At 59.3% G+C, this 20,629-nt stretch carries 18 protein-coding genes; 11 read left to right on the top strand and 7 right to left on the bottom strand.

Features of this window, described 5'->3' with window-relative positions; all coding sequences use genetic code 11:
- Positions 1–69: 69 nt before the first annotated feature.
- The 3 genes from ACWKV9_RS20425 to ACWKV9_RS20415 form a co-directional block, all read right to left on the bottom strand.
- Positions 70–1,362: an MFS transporter gene (locus ACWKV9_RS20425; RefSeq protein ID WP_483837949.1), complete on the bottom strand. Its 1,293-nt coding sequence runs from the start codon at positions 1,360–1,362 to the stop codon at positions 70–72.
- A gap of 206 nt (positions 1,363–1,568) precedes the next feature.
- Positions 1,569–2,654: a tRNA (uridine(54)-C5)-methyltransferase TrmA gene (trmA, locus tag ACWKV9_RS20420; protein ID WP_483837948.1), complete on the bottom strand. Its 1,086-nt coding sequence runs from the start codon at positions 2,652–2,654 to the stop codon at positions 1,569–1,571.
- The gene (locus ACWKV9_RS20415; protein ID WP_483837947.1) at positions 2,651–3,943 is read right to left on the bottom strand and encodes an NCS2 family permease; all 1,293 of its coding nucleotides are present in this window, start codon (positions 3,941–3,943) and stop codon (positions 2,651–2,653) included. The genes trmA and ACWKV9_RS20415 overlap by 4 nt, the downstream gene beginning before the upstream one ends.
- Positions 3,944–4,352: 409 nt before the next feature.
- On the opposite strand from ACWKV9_RS20415, the gene ACWKV9_RS20410 reads away from it, so the two are divergent.
- The 8 genes from ACWKV9_RS20410 (at position 4,353) to ACWKV9_RS20375 (ending at position 13,385) form a co-directional block, all read left to right on the top strand.
- The gene (locus ACWKV9_RS20410) at positions 4,353–4,877 is read left to right on the top strand and encodes a (2Fe-2S)-binding protein (protein WP_483837946.1); all 525 of its coding nucleotides are present in this window, start codon (positions 4,353–4,355) and stop codon (positions 4,875–4,877) included.
- Positions 4,874–5,860, top strand: a complete 987-nt coding sequence (locus ACWKV9_RS20405) for an FAD binding domain-containing protein (protein ID WP_483837945.1) — start codon at positions 4,874–4,876, stop codon at positions 5,858–5,860. Before ACWKV9_RS20410 ends, ACWKV9_RS20405 begins: the two co-directional genes overlap by 4 nt.
- Positions 5,860–8,061 (top strand): xanthine dehydrogenase family protein molybdopterin-binding subunit, encoded by a 2,202-nt coding sequence (locus ACWKV9_RS20400; protein ID WP_483837944.1) that lies wholly within the window; start codon positions 5,860–5,862, stop codon positions 8,059–8,061. Before ACWKV9_RS20405 ends, ACWKV9_RS20400 begins: the two co-directional genes overlap by 1 nt.
- 291 nt (positions 8,062–8,352) lie before the next feature.
- Positions 8,353–9,294 carry a choline ABC transporter substrate-binding protein gene (gene choX, locus ACWKV9_RS20395; protein ID WP_483837943.1) on the top strand — a complete coding sequence of 314 codons (942 nt, stop codon included), beginning with the start codon at positions 8,353–8,355 and terminating at the stop codon, positions 9,292–9,294.
- Between the two features lie 67 nt (positions 9,295–9,361).
- Entirely contained in the window at positions 9,362–10,300 is a 939-nt protein-coding gene (locus ACWKV9_RS20390) for an alpha/beta hydrolase (protein ID WP_483838088.1), read from the top strand.
- A gap of 409 nt (positions 10,301–10,709) precedes the next feature.
- Positions 10,710–12,146, top strand: coding sequence for a cytochrome ubiquinol oxidase subunit I (locus ACWKV9_RS20385; protein ID WP_483837942.1), 1,437 nt, complete (start codon positions 10,710–10,712; stop codon positions 12,144–12,146).
- A gap of 3 nt (positions 12,147–12,149) precedes the next feature.
- The gene (gene cydB / locus ACWKV9_RS20380) at positions 12,150–13,157 is read left to right on the top strand and encodes a cytochrome d ubiquinol oxidase subunit II (protein ID WP_483837941.1); all 1,008 of its coding nucleotides are present in this window, start codon (positions 12,150–12,152) and stop codon (positions 13,155–13,157) included.
- 57 nt (positions 13,158–13,214) lie between these two features.
- The gene (locus tag ACWKV9_RS20375; RefSeq protein WP_483837940.1) at positions 13,215–13,385 is read left to right on the top strand and encodes a DUF2474 domain-containing protein; all 171 of its coding nucleotides are present in this window, start codon (positions 13,215–13,217) and stop codon (positions 13,383–13,385) included.
- 1,437 nt (positions 13,386–14,822) lie between these two features.
- Here ACWKV9_RS20375 and ACWKV9_RS20370 read toward each other — a convergent pair.
- Together ACWKV9_RS20370 and ACWKV9_RS20365 are read right to left on the bottom strand one after the other, a co-directional pair.
- The gene (locus tag ACWKV9_RS20370; protein WP_483837939.1) at positions 14,823–15,947 is read right to left on the bottom strand and encodes a methyltransferase; all 1,125 of its coding nucleotides are present in this window, start codon (positions 15,945–15,947) and stop codon (positions 14,823–14,825) included.
- A 148-nt stretch (positions 15,948–16,095) separates the two neighbouring features.
- Entirely contained in the window at positions 16,096–16,371 is a 276-nt protein-coding gene (locus tag ACWKV9_RS20365; RefSeq protein WP_483837938.1) for a helix-turn-helix domain-containing protein, read from the bottom strand.
- Between the two features lie 335 nt (positions 16,372–16,706).
- Between ACWKV9_RS20365 and ACWKV9_RS20360 the strand changes: the two genes are divergently transcribed.
- On the top strand, positions 16,707–17,483 hold the full coding sequence (locus ACWKV9_RS20360; RefSeq protein WP_483837937.1) for a ferredoxin--NADP reductase: 777 nt from the start codon (positions 16,707–16,709) through the stop codon (positions 17,481–17,483).
- 103 nt (positions 17,484–17,586) lie between these two features.
- Here the strand turns inward: ACWKV9_RS20360 and mscL are convergent, their stop codons facing one another.
- A complete protein-coding gene (mscL, locus tag ACWKV9_RS20355) occupies positions 17,587–18,036 on the bottom strand; it encodes a large-conductance mechanosensitive channel protein MscL (protein WP_483837936.1) in 450 nt (149 codons plus the stop codon).
- Between the two features lie 199 nt (positions 18,037–18,235).
- On the opposite strand from mscL, the gene radA reads away from it, so the two are divergent.
- A complete protein-coding gene (gene radA / locus ACWKV9_RS20350) occupies positions 18,236–19,603 on the top strand; it encodes a DNA repair protein RadA (RefSeq protein ID WP_483837935.1) in 1,368 nt (455 codons plus the stop codon).
- A gap of 112 nt (positions 19,604–19,715) precedes the next feature.
- Here radA and ACWKV9_RS20345 read toward each other — a convergent pair whose 3' ends face one another.
- Positions 19,716–20,084 (bottom strand): PilZ domain-containing protein, encoded by a 369-nt coding sequence (locus ACWKV9_RS20345; RefSeq protein WP_483837934.1) that lies wholly within the window; start codon positions 20,082–20,084, stop codon positions 19,716–19,718.
- 135 nt (positions 20,085–20,219) lie between these two features.
- Between ACWKV9_RS20345 and ACWKV9_RS20340 the strand changes: the two genes are divergently transcribed.
- Positions 20,220–20,629: carbon starvation CstA family protein (locus ACWKV9_RS20340; RefSeq protein WP_483837933.1), on the top strand; the 410-nt coding region annotated here is incomplete at its 3' end.

The raw sequence follows: 20,629 nt of genomic DNA, 5'->3' as shown, positions 1-20,629 counted from the left end.
AATTCCTGAAGGGGTACTGACAGAAATTCATCGCGGGCAAGCGCGCTCCTACAGGACCTATCACCGATGTCAGACCCGCGCTGTCTGCTTCTCGGTTACATCGGCGGGCGAGGCATCGGCGAAGTGATTCACCTGCCGCAGCGCCTTGAACCCGACCATCCAGGCCCCGACCACGCTTAGCGTACAAACCCCACCAATGATCGCCGCTGGTACCGCGCCCCACAGCGCGGCGCTGCTGCCTGCGCGGAATTCGCCCAGTTCGTTGGACGAACCGATGAACAGCATATTCACCGCGTTCACCCGCCCGCGCATGTTGTCGGGGGTGGAGAACTGCACCAGCGTCGAGCGGATATAAACACTGACCATGTCGGCCGCCCCGGCAATCATCAGCGCAAACAGCGACAGCCAGAACAACGTCGACAGCGCGAACACCAGATTGGCTACACCAAATATCGCCACCGCGATGAACATCGTCATGCCGACGTTACGGTCCAGCGGCCGCATGCTCAGATAAAGGCCGGTGCTGACCTCGCCCAGGCTCATGGCGCTGCGCAACGCGCCCAGACCTTGGGGCCCCAGATGCAACACTTCATGGGCGTAGACCGGTAGCAAAGCCACCACGCCGCCTAGCAATACGGCAAACAGATCCAGGGAAATGGTGCCGAGAATGATCGGGCGCGAGCGGATAAACAGGATGCCCGCCGTGAAGCGCTTCCACGCTGTGGACTCCAGGGCCATCTTCTTCTCGGCGAAGATCACCGGCACGCGGGTCAGCAAAAATGCGCCGCTGACAAAGCTCGCCATGCACACGCTATAGGTCAGACCGCCACCGCCTAATGCGTACAGACCGCCACCCACCAAAGGCCCGGCGATGGTGGCGATGCGCATGATCATGCTGTTGGTCGCGATCGCCGAGGCCAGTTGTTCACGGGGTACCACTTGCGGCAACAGGCTTTGCAGCGCAGGACCGGTGAACGCCCGCGCGCAACCGAACACGGCCAATGTGGCGTAGATCAGGCGGGTGTCGTGGTGTTCGGTGATGGAAAACAGCATCAGCCCCAGGCTGCAACAGCCTTGCACCAGCCAACTACAGGTCAAGATCAGTTTGCGGTCGTAGCGGTCGATCAAATCCCCGGCGGGCATCAGCAACAGCAGCATGGGGATGAACTGCGCAAGTCCCACATAGGCCAGCGACATCGGGTCGCGAGTCATGTCGTAGACCTGCCAGGCAACCACCACGGCTTGAATCTGCATGGCGAAAACGGCGGCGAGACGAGCACTCAGGAATGCCAGAAAACCTGGCTGACGCAGCGCACTGCCTGTCGAGGGCTTGGCACTGGAGGGGGAAGAATCGGAACTCACGACAAGACATCCATCGGGGCGAAAGACGGCCGAAGGTTATACCGCAACCTGCGCCAAAATGCCGCAGCTGTCAGAAATTTCATGATCGCTGGTGGAGGAAAACGCTGATTTCTGTAGGAGCCAACTTGTTGGCGAGGCAGACGGTGCGGTGTGTCTGGTAAACCGCCTCGCGAACAAGTTCGCTCCTACAGAGGGGAGTGCTGGCGTCAGCGGCGAACCAACAAAACCCCCGACTCCATGTGATGCGTGTACGGGAACTGATCAAACAGCGCACAACGCTCCACCCGGTGGGTGTCATGCAGCTGCGCGATGTTGGCGGCCAGGGTTTCCGGGTTGCAGGAGATATAAAGGATGCGCTCGAAACGCCGGGTCAGCTCGCAGGTGTCCGGGTCCATCCCCGCGCGGGGCGGATCGACGAATACGCTGCCGAAGTCGTAGCTCTTGAGGTCCACGCCCGCCAGACGCCGGAACGGACGCACGTCATTCAGTGCTTCGGTCAGCTCTTCGGCCGACAACCGCACCAACGACACGTTATCCACCGAGTTGTCCGCCAGATTGCTCAGCGCAGCGTTCACCGACGTCTTGCTGATTTCGGTTGCCAGCACTTTGCGCACCCGCGTCGCCAGCGGCAGAGTGAAGTTGCCGTTACCGCAATACAGCTCCAGCAAATCGTCTTCGCGCTCGCCCAAAGCATCGTAAGCCCAGCTCAGCATCTTCTGGTTCACGGTGCCGTTTGGCTGGGTAAACGCGCCTTCCGGCTGGCGATAGCTGAAAGTGCGTCCGGCCACCTCCAGTTTTTCAGTCACGTAATCGCGGCCGATCACCACACGCTGGCCTTTGGAACGGCCGATCACGCTGACCTTCAAGTCCGCTGCCAACTGCTCGACTTCAACCTGCCACGCGTCATCCAGCGGGCGGTGATAGCACAGAGTGATCATGCCGTCGCCCGACAACGTGGTCAGGAAATCCACCTGAAACAGCTTGTGGTTCAGGGTTTTGCTGGCTTCCCAACGTTCGCGCAACACCGGCATCAGCGTGTTGATCTGCTGGCTGGCGATGGGGAATTCATTGATCAGAATCGGCGTGTGCTTGTCCCCCGGCGCGAACATCGCGTAGTGGCGTTTACCGTCGTCACGCCACAGGCGGAATTCGGCGCGCAGGCGATAGTGCGACGTGGGCGAATCAAACACCTGTGGCTCAGGCGCGTCGAACGGCGCCAGCAATTCGCGCAGGCGCTGGGCTTTTTCATCGAGCTGCAGACTGTAGCTCGCGGGGTCGAAAACAGAACTCATGGATAAAAGCCCAACTTGATCACGAACAGGATCGACAGGATCACCAGCGCCGAATTCAGCTCACGGCCGCGACCCGACAGCAGCTTGATCGCCGTCCAGGCAATGAAACCAAAGGCGATGCCATTGGCGATGGAATAAGTGAACGGCATCGCCAGTGCAGTGATGACCACCGGCGCGGCTTCGGTGATGTCGTCCCAGTTGATTTCCGCAAGCCCCGAGGTCATCAACACGGCGACGAACAGCAGCGCAGGTGCGGTAGCGAAAGCCGGAACGCTGCCCGCCAATGGTGCGAAAAACAGCGCCAGCAAAAACAGCACGGCGACGACGATGGCCGTCAGACCGGTGCGGCCACCGGCACTGACGCCCGCAGCGGATTCGATGTAGCTGGTGGTGGTCGAGGTGCCCAGCAGGGAACCTGCCATTGCCGCGGTGCTGTCGGCGATCAGGGCACGGCCCATCTTCGGCATGTGGCCGTCTTTGCCCATCAGGCCTGCGCGCTTGGCGACGCCGATCAGCGTGCCCGAGTTATCGAACAGATCAACGAACAAGAACGAGAAGATCACGCTCACCAGACCGATGTTCAGCGCGCCGGCAATGTCCAGCTGCATAAAGGTAGGAGCCAGGGAGGGCGGCATCGACATCACGCCACCAAACGGGGTGAAGCCGAACAGGATCGAGACAATCGTCACCGCCAGAATGCCGATCAGCACGGCGCCGCGCACTTTCAGGGCTTCCAGCGCCACGATCAGGAAAAAGCCCAGCGTCGCGAGGATCGGCGCAGGTTTCGCCAGATCGCCCAGACCCACCATGGTGGCCGGATTGCTGACGACGATCTGTGCGTTATGCAGCGCGATCAGTGCCAGGAACAGGCCAATGCCGGCGGCTATCGCCGAACGCAGGGGCAGGGGAATGCTGTTGATGATCCATTCCCGAATCCGAAAGATCGACAGCAGAAAGAACATCACCGCCGAGATGAACACCGCACCCAATGCCACTTGCCAGGTGTGACCCATGTGCAGCACGACGGTGTAGGTGAAAAAGGCGTTCAGGCCCATGCCCGGCGCGAGGGCAATCGGGTAATTGGCGATCAGGCCCATGACCGTGGAGCCGATGGCGGCGGCAAGGCAGGTGGCGACGAAGATCGCGCCCTTGTCCATGCCGGTCTCGCCGAGGATGCTCGGGTTGACGAACAGGATGTAGGCCATGGCCAGAAAGGTCGTGACCCCGGCCAGGATTTCGGTGCGCACATTGGTGTTATGTGCCTTGAGTTGAAACAGCCGCTCCAGCATGTGAGGCTCCCCGTGACGCAATCGCGCCATTAATGAATCGACTAAAACAGCAAAGCACAGCCTGTCCAAACAACCTGCACAAATTCTGCCAGTCACAAAAAGCGGCGCATCATACCAGCAGCGTTGGGGGATGGCTGCTGATGTTGAGACGCTGGACTTTGTAGGAGCGCGCTTGCCCGCGATTGCGGTCTATCAATTACCCAGTTATTGGCTAAAGCACCGCAATCGCGGGCAAGCGCGCTCCTACAGGCCCCGCATCTTGCGCAAGGGTGAGCACGCCTCGCTCCCACACGGATATGCGGCTTGCTCCTACGCCCATCACAAACCCTGAACGTTTCCGAAAACCCACGAGTCGTACCCCTTGAGACGCAGATTAACTGCGCATTCCAATACCTACCGTGAGGCTTTCATGAGCGCGACCCCACAACCGGACTTCGCTGGCCACGCGATTTCTTTGACTCTCAACGGCGAAATCCGACAACTGACCGTACAACCCTGGACCACCTTGCTCGATCTATTGCGCGAACAACTGGATCTGGTAGGCACCAAAAAAGGCTGCGACCACGGTCAATGCGGCGCGTGTACGGTGTTGCGCGATGGCAAACGGATCAACGCCTGTCTGACCCTGGCGCTCATGTGTGACGGCGCGCAGCTGACCACGATTGAAGGTCTGGCGCGGGAAGGGCAGTTGCACCCGATGCAGCAAGCCTTCATCAAGCACGACGCCTTTCAGTGCGGATACTGCACGCCGGGGCAGATTTGTTCAGCGGTAGGGCTCGCCAACGAAGGCCGCGCCACTACCGACGATGAAATCAAAGAGCTGATGAGCGGCAACCTCTGCCGCTGCGGCGCCTACAGCAATATCCGCGCGGCAGTGCAGGAAGTCATCCCGCTGCTTGATGCGGCCCCTGACCAGGGAGGGCGTCGTTCATGAATCCGTTCAGTTATAGCAAGCCAACTGACGTCATCCAGGCGGTCAACCTGGCCGGGCCCGCCACGCGCTTCATCGCAGGGGGCACCAACCTGCTCGACCTGATGAAAGAAAACATCGCCCGTCCGGAACACCTGATCGATATCACCGGGCTGCCGCTGACGGACATTCAAGAGACCGCCAGCGGAGGCCTGATGATCGGCGCGCTGGTGAGTAATGCCGATCTGGCGTGGCACCCGTTGATTGAAAGTCGCTATCCGCTGCTATCTCAGGCGGTACTGGCTGGCGCTTCGCCGCAACTGCGCAATATGGCGAGCACCGGCGGCAACCTTTTGCAGCGCACCCGTTGCTATTACTTCTATGACTCCACCGTGCCTTGCAACAAGCGCGAACCGGGAACCGGCTGCCCCGCGAAAGACGGCCTGAACCGGATTCACGCGATTCTGGGTGCCAGCGATGCGTGCGTCGCCACTCATCCATCCGACATGTGTGTGGCCTTGGCTGCGCTGGAAGCAGTGGTACACGTCGAAGGCCGCGCCGGTAAGCGACAGATCGAATTCGCTGACTTCCATCGCTTGCCGGGTGACACCCCTGAGCGCGATAACCAGTTGGCTGATGATGAGTTGATCACTGCCATTGAACTGCCAGCCGCCGGGTTCGCAGCTAATAGCCACTATCTGAAGATTCGTGATCGTGCGTCCTACGCCTTTGCGCTGGTCTCGGTAGCCGCAGCGCTCGAACTGGACGGCGACATCATTCGTGACGTGCGCTTGACGCTGGGCGGCGTCGCCCACAAACCGTGGCGTGACAAGGCAGTGGAAGCTTCGCTCAAAGGCCAAGCCGTTTCCCGGGAAGCGTTTGTCGCAACGGCTGATGCGATGCTGCGTGACGCGCAACCGTTGGAACACAACGCTTTCAAAATCAAATTGGCTCGTCGCGCGATTGTGCGTGCGTTGAGCGATGCTGCAACCGGAGGTGCCCTCTAATGAACGCGACTAATTCGCCACTCGGCAAACCGCTTGATCGCGTGGACGGCATGCTCAAAGTCACAGGTCAGGCGCGGTATGCGGGGGAGTTTCCTGAGCAGGGCCTGCTGCACGGCAGCGTCGTCTCCAGCACCATCGCCCGTGGTCGTGTGCTGAGCATCGACACCAGCAAAGCCCTCGCAGTGCCGGGCGTAGTGGCAGTGATCGATCACACCAATCGCCCGCCGGTTGCCAGCTATGACAAGGACTACGAGGACGCCGACTCGGCAGAAGGCTCGCCCTTTCGCCCGCTCTACAACGACCGTGTGTTGTACAGCGGCCAGCCGCTGGCGCTGGTAGTGGCCGATACCCTTGAGCTGGCGCGCTACGCTGGTTCTCTGGTGCATATCGAGTACGAGACTGAGGCTCACCAGACCAATCTGCAGTCAGTTACAGATGAGGCCCACACCGCGCCCGCCGAAACCCCCAAACCGCGCGGGAATTTTCAGGCGCAGTTTGTCGGCGCCGCGGTCAGCGTCGATGCGCAGTACAGCACGCCCAATGAGCATCACAATCCGATGGAGCCCCATGCGTCGACCGTGATGTATCAGGCGGACGGCAGCCTGGAAATCCACGATAAGACCCAAGGCCCGCAGAACTGTCAGGACTATCTGCACAACGTCTTCGGTCTGGAAAAAGAAAAAATCCGCGTTCTTGCGGCGTTTGTAGGCGGTGCCTTCGGCTCTGGTTTGCGTCCGCAGTATCAATTGCCACTAGCGGTGATGGCGGCGTTGAAGCTCAAGCGTTCGGTGCGCCTGACCCTGACCCGCCAGCAGATGTTCACCTTTGGCTATCGCCCGAGCACTCAGCAGCGCCTGCGACTGGGCGCGGCGGCAAACGGCAAACTGTTGGCCATCGGGCATGACGTCATCGGTCAGACCTCGCGTTTTGAAGACTTCACCGAGCACGTCGTTGAGTGGAGTGGCATGTTGTATCAGTGCGACAACGTGCAATTGGGCTACAAGCTGGCGCCGCTGGACGTTTTCACGCCGCTGGACATGCGCGCGCCGGGTGCGACATCCGGCATGGTCGGGCTTGAGTGCGCGATGGATGAGTTGGCGATTGCCCTCAACATGGACCCGGTGCAACTGCGCGTCGTCAACTTCGCCGAACGCAACGGCAACGAAGACAAGCCGTATTCCAGCAAGGAATTGAAAGCCTGTTACGATCAGGGCGCCGAGCGTTTTGGCTGGAGCAAACGCAACCCTGAGCCGCGCAGCATGCGTGCCGGTCGGCAATTGGTCGGTTGGGGCATGGCAGGCGGTGTGTGGGAGGCCATGCAAATGCCCGCCAGCGCCAAGGCCAGCATGGATGCCAATGGCAAGCTGACAGTTAGCAGCGCTACGACTGACATCGGCACCGGGACTTACACGGTGATGACGCAGATTGCCGCCGATGCCGCGGGCGTGATGCCAGACGACGTAACGTTTGTGCTGGGCGATTCTTCCCTGCCAACTGCGCCATTGCAGGGCGGATCGTTCACGGTGTCGTCGGTCGGCACAGCGGTGCAGCAGGCTTGCAAGGCCTTGCGCGCTAAATTGCTGGATGCCGTGCGCATGGCCCACCCTGAATATGCAGTGGTGGGCATGGAGGAAGTCGGCTTCGGTGATGGCTATCTGCATATTCGCGATCAGCGTTTTGCGCTGGGAGATATCGTTCGAGATTCGTCTCATGACGTGCTTGAAGTGCAGATTGACTCCAAACCGGACGAAAAGCGCGAGGCCTATGCCACCGCCACGCATTCGGCGGTGTTCGTTGAGGTGCAGGTCGATGAAGACCTAGGCAATATTCGGGTGACTCGAGTGGTCAGCGCCATTGCCGGCGGGCGAGTGGTCAACCCCAAAACGGCCAGTAGCCAGATTCTTGGCGGTGTGGTCTGGGGTATCAGTCAGGCGTTACAGGAAGAATCACAAACCGACCACCATCTGGGTCGAGTGATGAACCACAGCCTGGCCGAATACCACATCCCGGTGAACGCAGACATTGGCGAGATCGACGTTATCTTCGTTGAAGAGAACGACAGCATCGTCAATGACCTGGGCTCCAAGGGCGTTGGCGAGATCGGCATCGTCGGCGTTGCGTCGGCCATCGCCAACGCGGTGTATCACGCTACCGGCAAGCGCGTTCGCGAGTTTCCGATCACGCTGGATAAAGTCTTGTAACGGCTGATCCCTGTAGGAGCGCGCTTGCCCGCGAAGCTTTTGATTCACCTTCGCCATCCGTGTTGAATCAAATGGCCTCATCGCGGGCAAGCGCGCTCCTACAGCCTGAAATCCAAAGATCATTTCAATGTCGCCCCAGTGCAACCACAGGTCGCGCTGGTGCGTTTCATGCAGGGTGCTGCTGCGTAATTTGCATCAACGCGGCAGCACTCGTATTGCCGTGGGTCTTGAAGCCTTAGAAAGCTGCCGAAAAAGCGCTAAAAAAATAACGAGCCGACCCGAGGAGCATGCATGAACAGATTTATCCGTCATATCAGTTGCGGTGTGATGATGCTGACCAGCACCGCCTTGCTAGCGGCCGAGCCCGCCAAGTGTCAGAACGTTCGCATGGGCGTGGTCAACTGGACTGACGTGATCGCCACCAGTGCGGTCGCTGAAGTTCTCCTGCAGAACATGGGTTACCAGGTCAAGCAGACCAGCGCTGCCCAGCAAATCGTATTCGGTGGTCTGCGTGATGATCGTCTCGACGTGTTTCTGGGTTACTGGAAGCCGGCGATGGACAAGAACATCGCGCCCTTTATTGCCGCCAATCAGGTCAAAGTCCTCGACAAACCCAGCATGAGTGACGCCCAGGCAACCTTGGCTGTGCCCGACTACGTGGCCTCTGGCGGCCTGAAAACCTTCGCTGATATCGCCAAATTCAAAGACAAGCTCGGCGGCAAGATTTACGGCATCGAGCCCGGCACGGGCGCTAACGCCAATATCAAGGGCATGATCGAAAAGAATCAGTTCGGTTTGGGTGGCTTCCAACTGGTGGAATCGGGCGAAGCGGGGATGCTGGCCGCGGTGCAGCGCGCGGTTAAGCGCAACGAGTGGGTGGTGTTCGTCGGCTGGACCCCGCACCCGATGAACATCAACATGAAGCTCGCCTACCTGACCGGCAGCGAAGACGTGTTCGGCCCACAGGAAGGCGCCGCAACGGTATCGGTAGTCACCGCTCCGGATTACGCCACTCGCTGCCCGAATGTCAGCAAGCTGATGAGCAATCTTCAGTTCACGGCAGCTCAGGAGTCGCAAATGATGGTGCCGATCATGGACCGTAAAGCGCCGACTGATGTGGCCAAGGCCTGGCTCAAGGCTCACCCGGAAGATGTGCAACGCTGGTTGTCCGGGGTGACCACTTTTGATGGCAAGGACGCGACCGCCGCTGTTCAGCTCGCGGTCAATAAATAAGCGTCAGTCCGTGTGGTAAACGTTGCCCGGCCCCTCCACCTTGTGGGGCGGGCTGGAGTGGCTGATGATTTTGCCTTATCCGCTGTCGCCCGAAATGGCCCGTTTTGTCGCTAAAACCAACAGCTTCAACGTTGAATCAACCGATATTGCGGCCCAACGCGTAGCGTATTCACGCATGTGTCGGGCGTTCAATCCGCAGCGGCCCACCGGGCTTGAGGTGCAGGACTTCAAACTGGCGAACGTCTCGGTGCGCAGCTATCGCCCGCATCGGCTGTCGCTGGAGCACCCCGCGCCGTGCTTGATTTACCTGCATGGCGGCGGATGGGTTGTGGGTGATCTGGATTCCCACGACTTTCTGACTGCTGCGCTGGCGATCGACCTTAACGTGGTCGTGATCGCCGTGGATTATCGACTCGCGCCAGAGGCCAGGTTTCCGGCAGGGTTCGGCGATTGCCTGGCGGTCTGGCATGGGCTGCAGATTCAAGCCTTGCGCCTGGACATCGACCCCCGGCGGGTAGCCATTGCTGGCGACAGCGCGGGCGGCAATCTCGCTGCCGCGGTATGCCTGGCGTTACGTGATGCTGGCGAAACGCAGCCGGTGGGTCAGGCATTGATTTACCCAGGATTGGGCGGCGCGGATGACCTGCCGTCGCGCACCGAGTGCCGCGATGCGCCGTTGCTGTCCCGCGAAGGCCTGTTCTATTACCGGGACTTGTACCTGACTGAGCCTGCGCAAGAGCGTTCGCCGTACGCGATGCCGCTCAATGCGAGTGACTTCAGCGGGCTGGCGCCTGCGTTTATAGCCGTCGCCCAGTTCGATCCCTTGCGCGACGACGGCACATCCTACGAGCGCCTGTTGAGAGAAGCAGGGGTTCCCACGCAATTACATCCCGGACTTGGTCTGGTTCATGGCTGCTTGAGGGGGAAGGGCTCGGTGTCGGAAGTGGATGAATTGTATGAACGATTGGTGGAGGCATTACTCGGGTTCATTCGCGGACCGCTGTAGGACGGGCCTTCTGTAGGAGCCAACTTGTTGGCTCTAATCGGAAAATAGCGCTGGATAACTATTGTGGGAGGGAGCTTGCTCGCGAAATGGTCGGTACATCCGTCACATATTCTGTAGCGAATCGCGAGCAAGCTCCCTCCCACGGTCCGCGATAAACAATAGGCCGGGTGAGGCAACTCGCCACGCGACAAAAGACCACGCAGGCCATGTGCCGAAATGGGACTACTCTTTCATCGTTGGTTGACCTGCATCACTGCCCGCAACGGCTTTGATTGACGCGTTGACTGGACATATCCCCCGCGCTACGAAACTAAAAAGAACCAATACTTAAGCGTCGTACTCAATAATTGTGGGGGCAGTCGCTGCAGGCCCTGGTCTGAAGCCGGAATCACCTGATAGAGGAAGACCCATGTTCGGTTTAGAGGCACTCGATCTCGCCCGAATGCAGTTCGCATTTACTGTCTCGTTTCATATCCTGTTCCCCGCCATCACCATCGGACTGGCGAGTTTCCTTGCTGTGCTCGAAGGGCTGTGGTTGCGGACCAAGGATAATACCTACCGCGATCTGTACCATTTCTGGTCGAAGATTTTTGCAGTCAACTTCGGTATGGGCGTGGTCTCGGGCTTGGTCATGGCCTACGAGTTCGGCACCAACTGGAGTCGATTTTCAGACTTCGCCGGTGCAGTCACCGGCCCGCTGCTGACCTACGAGGTGCTGACCGCATTCTTCCTCGAAGCCGGCTTCCTGGGCGTCATGCTGTTTGGCTGGAACCGCGTGGGCCGTGGCCTGCACTTCTTTGCCACCGTCATGGTCGCCGTCGGCACCCTGATTTCGACCTTCTGGATTCTGGCCTCCAACAGCTGGATGCAGACGCCCCAGGGTTTTGAAATCGTCGACGGCCGGGTCATTCCGGTTGACTGGTTCAAGGTTATCTTCAACCCCTCTTTCCCCTATCGTCTTACGCACATGGCTATTGCCGCGTTCGTTGCTACCGCATTCTTCGTCGGCGCCTCGGCGGCCTGGCACCTGCTGCGCGGTCGCGACAATCCGGCGATCCGCAGAATGCTCTCCATGGCGATGTGGATGGCGCTGATCGTCGCGCCGATTCAGGCAGTAGTGGGTGACGCCCACGGCTTGAACACCCTGGAGCATCAGCCCGCGAAAATTGCTGCGATCGAAGGTCACTGGGAAAACGTCGGCGACGAACCGACTCCGCTGATTCTGTTCGGCATCCCGGACATGAAAGAAGAGCGCACCAAGTACGCGGTGGAAATCCCGTACCTGGGCAGCCTGATTCTGACTCACAGTCTGGACAAACAGATCCCGGCGCTTAAGTCGTTCCCGCCTGAAGACCGTCCTAATTCGCTGATTGTGTTCTGGTCGTTCCGCGTCATGGTCGCGTTGGGCATGCTGATGATTGCGGTCGGCCTGTGGAGTGCCTGGCTGCGCTGGCGCGGCGGGTTGTACAGCAACCGCCTGTTCCTGCGCCTGGTGATGTGCATGGGCCCGGCCGGTTTGATCGCTATGCTGGCGGGCTGGTTTACCACTGAAATCGGGCGTCAGCCGTGGGTGGTCTATGGCCTGATGCGCACCGCCGATGCGTCTTCAAACCACAGCGTGGGGCAGATGACCCTGACGCTGGTGCTGTTCGTCGTGGTGTATTTCACCCTGTTCGGTGCAGGTTTCGGCTACATGATGCGTCTGGTGCGCAAAGGTCCGAAAACCCACGAAGGCGACGACGTTCCACACGGCGGCCCAGGGCAAAAACGTACACCGGCACGTCCACTGTCTGCCGCTCAAGAGGGCACCGACAGCCCAACCGACAGCCTGCGTGAGGGGAACTGAGTCATGGGTATTGATCTTCCACTGATCTGGGCCGTGATCATCATCTTCGGCATCATGATGTACGTCATCATGGACGGCTTTGACCTCGGCATCGGCATCCTCTTCCCGTTCATGAAAGAAGAGCAAGACCGCGACGTGATGATGAATACCGTCGCGCCTGTATGGGACGGTAACGAAACGTGGCTGGTGTTGGGCGGTGCCGGGTTGTTCGGCGCTTTCCCGCTGGCCTATGCCGTTGTGCTTGAGGCGCTGTATCTGCCGTTGATCTTCATGCTGTTCGGCTTGATTTTCCGCGGTGTCGCCTTCGAGTTCCGCTTCAAGGCCACGGCCCAGAAGCGTCACTTGTGGGACAAAGCGTTTATTGGCGGTTCGCTGGTGGCTACGTTCTTTCAGGGGGTGGCATTGGGCGCTTACATCGATGGCATTCCGGTGGTTAATCGGGCCTATGCCGGAGGCGGTCTGGACTGGCTGACGCCGTTCTCGCTGTTCTGCGGTCTGGCGCTGATCGTGGCTTACGCGTTGCTTGGCTGCACGTGGCTGATCATGAAGACCGAAGGCTCGTTGCAGAAAGCAATGCACGATCTGGCACGCCCTCTGGCCATCGCCACGCTGGTGGTGATGGCAGTGGTGAGCCTGTGGACGCCATTGGCGCATCAGGACATTGCTGATCGCTGGTTCAGTCTGCCGAACCTGTTCTACTTCATGCCGGTGCCTGCCCTGGTACTGATCACGATGTACGGATTGTTCAAGGCGGTGGCGCGCAATGCCAACTACACGCCGTTCCTGCTGACCCTGGTGCTGATTTTCCTGGGCTACAGCGGGCTGGGCATCAGCTTGTGGCCGAACATTATTCCGCCAGCGGTCTCGATCTGGGATGCCGCGTCGCCGCCGCAGAGCCAGGGGTTCATTCTGGTTGGCACGCTGTTCATCATCCCGTTGATCCTGGGTTACACATTCTGGAGCTACTACGTGTTCCGCGGCAAAGTCACCCACGAAGACGGCTACCACTAGCAGCGTCGGCCCCCGACGATGGTCGGGGGCCGATGTTCAAGCGAGGAGGATTTAGCGATGTCCGGCAAAGAATCTTTTCATCACGAAGAAGACCCAGCACTCAAACAACCGCTCTGGAAACGGATCGGCTGGCTGGTCGTCATTTGGGGAGGCAGCGTATTCGCGCTGTTTATCGTGGCCACACTGCTGCGCATGTTCATGACTGCGGCAGGAATGAAAACCCACTGAAGCTGTTTCCGTTCCGCGCCACACCTGCGGACCCTCATGCCCTCTTCGGAGGGTATTTTTTTGTCTGGAATTTGAGTTTTGCCCGCTCAATTCTGCTCTCGCCCTGAGAATCCACCGCAACCCCCGTTTCTGCGCGGAGCGCGTAGGAGTCCGGCTTGCCGACGATGGGCTGCGAAGCGGCCCCAAATCCAGGCGCCTCGGTGTATCAGACAGACCGCATTCGCAGGTTTTGCTGCCGGTTCCCGGCAGATCGCGGGACAAGCCACGCTCCTACGCCCTCTGGGCAGAATCAAAAGCGTCGCGCGCGAGTGACGTTTAAACAGGGTTTGTGCGCGCCGCGATCCCGCTTCTGCGCGGAGCGCGTAGGAGTCCGGCTTGCCGACGATGGGCTGCGAAGCGGCCCCACATCCAGACACCTCGGCGCATCAGACAGACCGCATTGGCAGGTTTTGCTGCCGGTTCCCGGCAGATCGCGGGACAAGCCACGCTCCTACGCCCTCGGGGCAGAATCAAGAGCTTCGCGGGCAGACGTCGCTCCGACGAGATTGTTGCGCGCCGCGATCCCGCTTCTGCGCGGAGCGCGTAGGAGTCCGGCTTGCCGACGATGGGCTGCGAAGCGGCCCCAAATCCAGGCGCCTCGGTGTATCAGACAGACCGCATTCGCAGGTTTTGCTGCCGGTTCCCGGCAGATCGCGGGACAAGCCACGCTCCTACGCCCTCTGGGCAGAATCAAAAGCGTCGCGCGCGAGTGACGTTTAAACAGGGTTTGTGCGCGCCGCGATCCCGCTTCTGCGCGGAGCGCGTAGGAGTCCGGCTTGCCGACGATGGGCTGCGAAGCGGCCCCACATCCAGACACCTCGGCGCATCAGACAGACCGCATTCGCAGGTTTTGCTGCCGGTTCCCGGCAGATCGCGGGACAAGCCACGCTCCTACGCCCTCCGGGCAGAATCGAGAGCTTCGCGGGCAGACGTCGCTCCGACGAGATTGTTGCGCGCCGCGATCGCGCTTCTGCGCGGAGCGCGTAGGAGCTCTTCGAGGTTACGAGGGCAGCGATGGGCTGCGAAGCGGCCCCAAACCCAAGCGCCTCGGTACACCAGACAAACCGCATTCTCAGGTTTTACTGCCGGTTCCCGGCAGATCGCGGGACAAGCCACGCTCCTACGCCCGCTGGGCAGAATCAAAAGCGTCGCGCGCGAGTGACGTTTAAACAGGATTTTTTGCGCGCCGCGATCCCGCTTCTGCGCAAAGCGCGTAGGAGCTCTTCGAGGTTACGAGGGCAGCGATGGGCTGCGAAGCGGCCCCAGATCCAGGCACCTCGGCGCATCAGACAAACCGCATTCGCCGGTTTTGCTGCCGGTTCCCAGTCGAGCGCGACCCCGGCAGATCGCGGGAAAAGCCTTACTCCTACGCCCTTCGTGCAGAAGCAAAGCATCGGGTTATTTACGGGCTTTGAGGACCACGAACTTCGGCGTGGCCCCGACCTGCTCGACGCCCCGGAACAATCGCGCCAGTTTGCTGTGATAGCCCAAATGCCGGTTACCCACGATATACAGCGCGCCTCCGGTCACCAGCGCTGCGCGCGCCTGCTGAAACATGCGCCAGGCCAGAAAATCACCCACCGTCTGTTGCTGGTGGAAAGGCGGATTGCACAACACCACGTCCAGCGAATCAGGCGCTTGGCCTGCCAGGCCGTCGCCAGCGTGAATCACTGCCTGGCGCTCACCCAGCGCCGCACGCCAGTTTTCCTGCGCCGATTGCACCGCCATGAACGACTCGTCCACCAGCGTGTACTGCGCATCGGGGTTAGCCAGAGCGCTGGCAATTGCCAGTACGCCATTACCGCACCCCAAGTCGGCGACGCGGGCGCTGCCCAGATTTTTTGGTAAAAACGGCAAAAACGCCCGCGTGCCAATGTCCAGACCGTCGCGGCAAAACACGTTGGCGTGATTGACCAGCTCGATCTTTGGCTCGTCCAGGGTGTAGCGAGTGGGGTACGGCGAGGGCTGTAGGGGTTTCTCTTCGGGAGTAGCGAACAGCAAGCGAGCTTTCTTGACCGCGAGCGAAGCCTGCACCGGACCGATGTATTCCTCCAGCAACTCACCGGCGGAGCGGGGCAGGTGCTTGATCATCCCCGCCGCGATCACCTTCGCGCCTGGGGCCAACTTGCCCTGCAGGCGAATCAATTGTTCTTCAAGCAGCGCCAGGGTCTTTGGGACGCGAATCAACACCCAGTCGAACAGACCGGTCAGCGGTTCGCTGGCCGGAATGACCGGCACCGCATCGAACGTCTGTCCATTACGGGCGAGGTTTTTCTCCAGCGCCTGAACGCCGAGAAACGAATCGGTGCTGCTGATGACCGTCGCGTGCGGAGCGAGGCTGACAGCCAGCGCGCCAAAATTGTCGTTGAGCACCAGCACCCGGGTTTGCAGGGTGAGCCCGTGCTCGGCGATGTGGTTGAGCAGATACTCGTCGGCTGCATCAAACGCCTGCAACGGTTCATCCGATTGTTCGGGCTGGCGAATCAGATCGAGCTGGGCAAACGGGCTTTCAAGCAAAGGCATGAGCGGGAAGATCCATTCGTGGGCGACGCACGCGTGCGGTCGGCAAATGTCAGGCGGGCACCGGGTCAGCCGCACTCACAGAGAAGCGGGCGATTTTACGTGCTTTTCAAACTTTGGCACCTGACGTTTACGACCGATTGCCGGTTGCTCACGTGGTCTCGCTGGTTAGCGATGTTATAAACGCGCCGCTTAACGCTGCCTGAACAGCAGCGGCCGTCTTGTTGCTGACGCCCATCTTCCGAATAGCTTTGCCGACGTGGAAATTCACCGTGCGGGATTTCAGATTAAGGATGGTGCCGATCTCTTCTGCAGTTTTGCCAGCCGCGCACCACCTCAGTATTTCAACTTCGCGGTAAGTCAGGGTGCTTGATGAGCCCACGCAGTAATGAGTATCCGGTATTGAATCAGGCGTTTTGCGTTCCATGACAAGCCTCCATGCTTGGGTGTGTGTCGCCATTTGTTAGAAGTTTAGGAACGAACTGTTTGGCGGACCGCAGCGCACCTGACCCTTCTGACGAGCGGGGAAATGGAGGATGCAGCGGCAATGGGATGAACAGTAAGTCGGGAGAGGATTTTCAATGGCTTAACCTGCAACGGCGCGCCAAGAGCCGTTTGCCAGCTATAACGCCAATCGCCAAATACTCTAAGCGGCAGATGACGAGGTTCGAATGGATATCACTACAAACCCTCGGTGTTTATCGCGACAGCTTTGCGGGACACTGTGAGCTCATCGCGAAATAACAGGAAATCGAATCCCCCATGACGGCCAGTGCTGAGAAGTTCACCCGGCAAACCTTGCTGAGCGTCACGCCTCTGACGCCCAGTCTGTTCACTGTGCGCACAACCCGAGATCCAGGTTTCCGGTTCACTGCCGGTCAGTTCGCGCGTTTAGGGGTCACCAAAGCGGACGGCACCACGGCCTGGCGCGCCTATTCAATGGTGTCGTCGCCACACGACGAGTTTCTGGAGTTCTTCTCTATCGTCGTGCCGGGCGGGGAATTTACCAGTGAGCTGAGTCGTCTGCGCGAGGGCGATACCTTGATGGTGGAGAAACAGGCGGTGGGCTACCTGACAGCGGATCGTTTTTCTGATGGTCGGGATCTGTGGTTGTTGGCAACCGGCACCGGCGTGGCGCCGTTTTTATCGATTCTTCAGGATTTTGAGGTGTGGGAAAAATTCGAGCGAATCATCCTGGTGTACAGCGCAAGGGAAGGTAAAGAGTTGGCGTATCAAGAACTGATCGCGCAGCTGACCGAGCGCGATTATCTGGCTGAGTACGCCGATAAATTCCAATTCATTGCCACCGTCACGCGCGAGCAGCATCCCGGTGCGCTCAATGGACGAATCACCACGTTGATCGAAAATGGAGAGCTTGAAAAAGCGGCGGGGGTTCAACTGAGTCCGGAACATTCACGGGTGATGATCTGCGGCAATCCGCAAATGATCGACGACACCCGCGCCGTATTGAAACAGCGCGACATGCGCCTGAATCTGAGCCGCAAGCCAGGGCAGATTGCGGTGGAGAATTATTGGTAATTACCGAATGGTCCTGTAGGAGCTAACTTGTTGGCGAGGCCTTTAATGCGTCGTTTCGGGTAAGACGCATCGCGAACAAGTTCGCTCCTACAGAGGTATGGCGTTAGATCGGACGCAACGGATCAACAGTGATCGGCGCAGCAGGCCGGCTGTTCTGCTCTTTCAGCAGATCACGAATTTCGCCCAGCAGCAGTTCTTCCTTAGTCGGCGTTGGCGGCAGTGTCGGCGCCTTGGCTTCCTCGCGTTTCAAACGATTGATCGCCTTCACGCCCATGAAGATTGCGAATGCCACGATGATGAAGTCGATGACCGTCTGGATAAATTTGCCGTATGCCAAAACAACAGCAGGTGCCGCACCTTCGGCTGGCCTTAACATCACAGCCAGATCACTAAAATCCACGCCGCCGATCAGCAGCCCCAAGGGCGGCATGATTACATCGCCGACGAACGACGAAACGATCTTGCCGAATGCCGCGCCAATGATGATACCGACGGCCATATCGACCACGTTACCTTTGACGGCAAAGGCTTTGAACTCGCTTAGTACGCCCATAGGTTTTCTTCCTTTGTTACACATGAGTGGTTGTATTGCAGTGTAAGACAGCTCTGCGCATTGTGCGCAGTCCTCGTAATCGACCGACTGAGGTCTGGTTAGTTTTATGGAAACATCCAAAAACTTCCCTTTGTCTCCCCGCAAACGCGGTCGCTTGAGCGTTGCGCTATGATTGGCCCCTTTTCAGATCGGGGGTGTCATGGCCAAGGCCAAACGTATGTTCGGCTGCACCGAGTGCGGCGCGACGTTTCCTAAATGGGCCGGGCAGTGCACCGAGTGCGGCGCCTGGAACACCTTGGTTGAAACAGTCATCGAGAGCGGCGGGGCAGCGGCGCCCAGCGGTCGCTCAGGCTGGACCGGCCAACAGGCGCAAGTCCGGACCCTGGCTGAGGTCAGTGTCGAAGAGGTCCCGCGTTTTTCCACCAATTCCACTGAACTGGATCGCGTCCTCGGCGGCGGCTTGGTAGACGGCTCGGTCGTGTTGATCGGGGGTGATCCCGGCATCGGCAAATCCACCATCCTGCTGCAAACCCTGTGCGCGATTGCCGAGCGAATGCCTGCGTTGTACGTCACCGGTGAAGAATCCCAACAGCAGGTCGCCATGCGCGCACGGCGCTTGGGCCTGCCGCAGGACAAGCTCAAGGTGATGACCGAAACCAACATCGAAACCATCATTGCCACGGCGCGCATCGAGCAGCCCAAGGTGATGGTCATCGACTCGATCCAGACCATTTTTACCGAGCAATTGCAGTCCGCGCCCGGTGGTGTGTCTCAGGTGCGCGAGAGCGCGGCATTGCTGGTGCGATACGCAAAAATAAGCGGTACGGCGATTTTCCTCGTCGGGCACGTTACCAAAGAGGGCGCATTGGCCGGGCCGCGGGTGCTGGAGCACATGGTGGATACCGTGCTGTATTTCGAGGGTGAATCCGATGGTCGCCTGCGCCTGCTGCGTGCAGTGAAGAATCGCTTCGGTGCGGTCAACGAGCTGGGCGTGTTCGGTATGACCGACAAGGGTCTGAAGGAAGTCTCCAACCCTTCGGCGATCTTTCTCACGCGAGCCCAGGAAGAAGTCGCAGGCAGCGTGGTCATGGCTACGTGGGAAGGCACCCGGCCAATGCTGGTGGAAGTGCAGGCACTGGTAGACGACAGCCATTTGTCCAACCCCCGTCGGGTGACGTTAGGCCTGGATCAGAACCGGTTGGCGATGTTGTTGGCAGTGTTGCATCGCCACGGCGGTATTCCGACCCACGATCAGGACGTGTTTCTCAACGTGGTGGGCGGGGTGAAAGTGCTGGAAACAGCGTCGGACCTGGCCCTGATGGCAGCTGTGATGTCCAGTTTGCGCAATCGACCGTTGCCCAACGACTTGCTGGTGTTCGGGGAAGTAGGGTTGTCGGGCGAAGTGCGGCCGGTGCCGAGCGGTCAGGAGCGTTTGAAAGAAGCGGCCAAGCATGGCTTCAAACGCGCCATCGTGCCCAAGGGCAACGCGCCGAAAGAATCGCCCCCGGGGTTGACGGTGATTGGCGTGACCCGGCTGGATCAGGCGCTGGATGCGTTATTTGAGTAGTGCTTTGGGAGGGGGCATCAATCTGTAGGAGCCAACTTGTTGGCGAGCCAAGCGACGCGGTCTGTCAGCCGGACGTCTCGCGAACAAGTTCGCTCCTACAGGTAGATCGAGTTCACACCTCAATCAACGCCGCCAACTCGCGCTCAAGCTCCGCCGGGTCGGCCAGGTTGAGTTCGATCAATCGGCGCAAATGCGTCACTGATTCCAGGCCGATGTGCTCACAAACGAACCCCAAATGGTTGTTATCGTCATGGGTCAGGCGCACCTCCATCTGCAGATCGATATCGACACTCAGATGAATATCCACGAAGAACAGATCATCCGGATTGCCCAGCCATGGCGAGGGCCGCTCGATCAACAGCCCTTTAAGGGACAAGTCGATCAACTTTACTGGCCAGCTTTTCGGCCCTTGGGTGAATTCAGTTTTCGCATCAAACGCGATGCGCTTAAAACGACGACGGTCTTGGTGGGAATCTGTCATGAGGCAGCTACTCCTTGAGTGCACTGACTATAGGCGAAAACTCGCTCTAGACCATGGTGGGGGTGGTCTTTCGCTGCATCGGCGCTAGACTCTGGTGGCTGCTCATCCAAGCCACTCAGTTGGAAAAATAAAAAAATGAAAAACAATAATAGTCTGCTGCGCCATGTGCCCTGGCTGATTGTTGCGATTCTCGGGGCGTGTGCTCTGGGGGTAGTTGCGTTGCGTCGCGGGGAGGCGATCAACGCACTCTGGATCGTCGTTGCGGCGGTCGCCATTTATCTGGTCGCGTATCGTTACTACAGCCTGTTCATCGCCACCCATGTCATGCAACTTGATCCGACCCGGGCCACCCCTGCGGTACTCAACAATGACGGTCTGGATTACGTCCCGACCAACAAACACATTCTTTTTGGTCACCACTTCGCTGCCATCGCTGGCGCTGGCCCTCTGGTCGGTCCGGTGCTGGCTGCGCAAATGGGTTACTTGCCCGGCACGCTCTGGCTGATCGCAGGCGTGGTGCTGGCAGGCGCGGTGCAGGATTTCAT

It is taken from the genome of Pseudomonas corni (genome assembly GCF_057128765.1).
This window is presented reverse-complemented; position numbering and strand designations above follow the sequence as displayed.

Excerpts from the sequence above, each read along its gene's own strand:
- choX (WP_483837943.1), top strand. The coding sequence starts at position 8,353 with ATGAACAGATTTATCCGTCATATCAGTTGCGGTGTGATGATGCTGACC.
- ACWKV9_RS20415 (WP_483837947.1), bottom strand. The coding sequence starts at position 3,943 with ATGCTGGAGCGGCTGTTTCAACTCAAGGCACATAACACCAATGTGCGC.
- ACWKV9_RS20365 (WP_483837938.1), bottom strand. The coding sequence starts at position 16,371 with ATGGAACGCAAAACGCCTGATTCAATACCGGATACTCATTACTGCGTG.
- ACWKV9_RS20400 (WP_483837944.1), top strand. The coding sequence starts at position 5,860 with ATGAACGCGACTAATTCGCCACTCGGCAAACCGCTTGATCGCGTGGAC.
- ACWKV9_RS20385 (WP_483837942.1), top strand. The coding sequence starts at position 10,710 with ATGTTCGGTTTAGAGGCACTCGATCTCGCCCGAATGCAGTTCGCATTT.
- mscL (WP_483837936.1), bottom strand. The coding sequence starts at position 18,036 with ATGGGCGTACTAAGCGAGTTCAAAGCCTTTGCCGTCAAAGGTAACGTG.
- cydB (WP_483837941.1), top strand. The coding sequence starts at position 12,150 with ATGGGTATTGATCTTCCACTGATCTGGGCCGTGATCATCATCTTCGGC.
- radA (WP_483837935.1), top strand. The coding sequence starts at position 18,236 with ATGGCCAAGGCCAAACGTATGTTCGGCTGCACCGAGTGCGGCGCGACG.
- ACWKV9_RS20410 (WP_483837946.1), top strand. The coding sequence starts at position 4,353 with ATGAGCGCGACCCCACAACCGGACTTCGCTGGCCACGCGATTTCTTTG.
- ACWKV9_RS20345 (WP_483837934.1), bottom strand. The coding sequence starts at position 20,084 with ATGACAGATTCCCACCAAGACCGTCGTCGTTTTAAGCGCATCGCGTTT.
- ACWKV9_RS20360 (WP_483837937.1), top strand. The coding sequence starts at position 16,707 with ATGACGGCCAGTGCTGAGAAGTTCACCCGGCAAACCTTGCTGAGCGTC.
- ACWKV9_RS20375 (WP_483837940.1), top strand. The coding sequence starts at position 13,215 with ATGTCCGGCAAAGAATCTTTTCATCACGAAGAAGACCCAGCACTCAAA.
- trmA (WP_483837948.1), bottom strand. The coding sequence starts at position 2,654 with ATGAGTTCTGTTTTCGACCCCGCGAGCTACAGTCTGCAGCTCGATGAA.
- ACWKV9_RS20405 (WP_483837945.1), top strand. The coding sequence starts at position 4,874 with ATGAATCCGTTCAGTTATAGCAAGCCAACTGACGTCATCCAGGCGGTC.
- ACWKV9_RS20370 (WP_483837939.1), bottom strand. The coding sequence starts at position 15,947 with ATGCCTTTGCTTGAAAGCCCGTTTGCCCAGCTCGATCTGATTCGCCAG.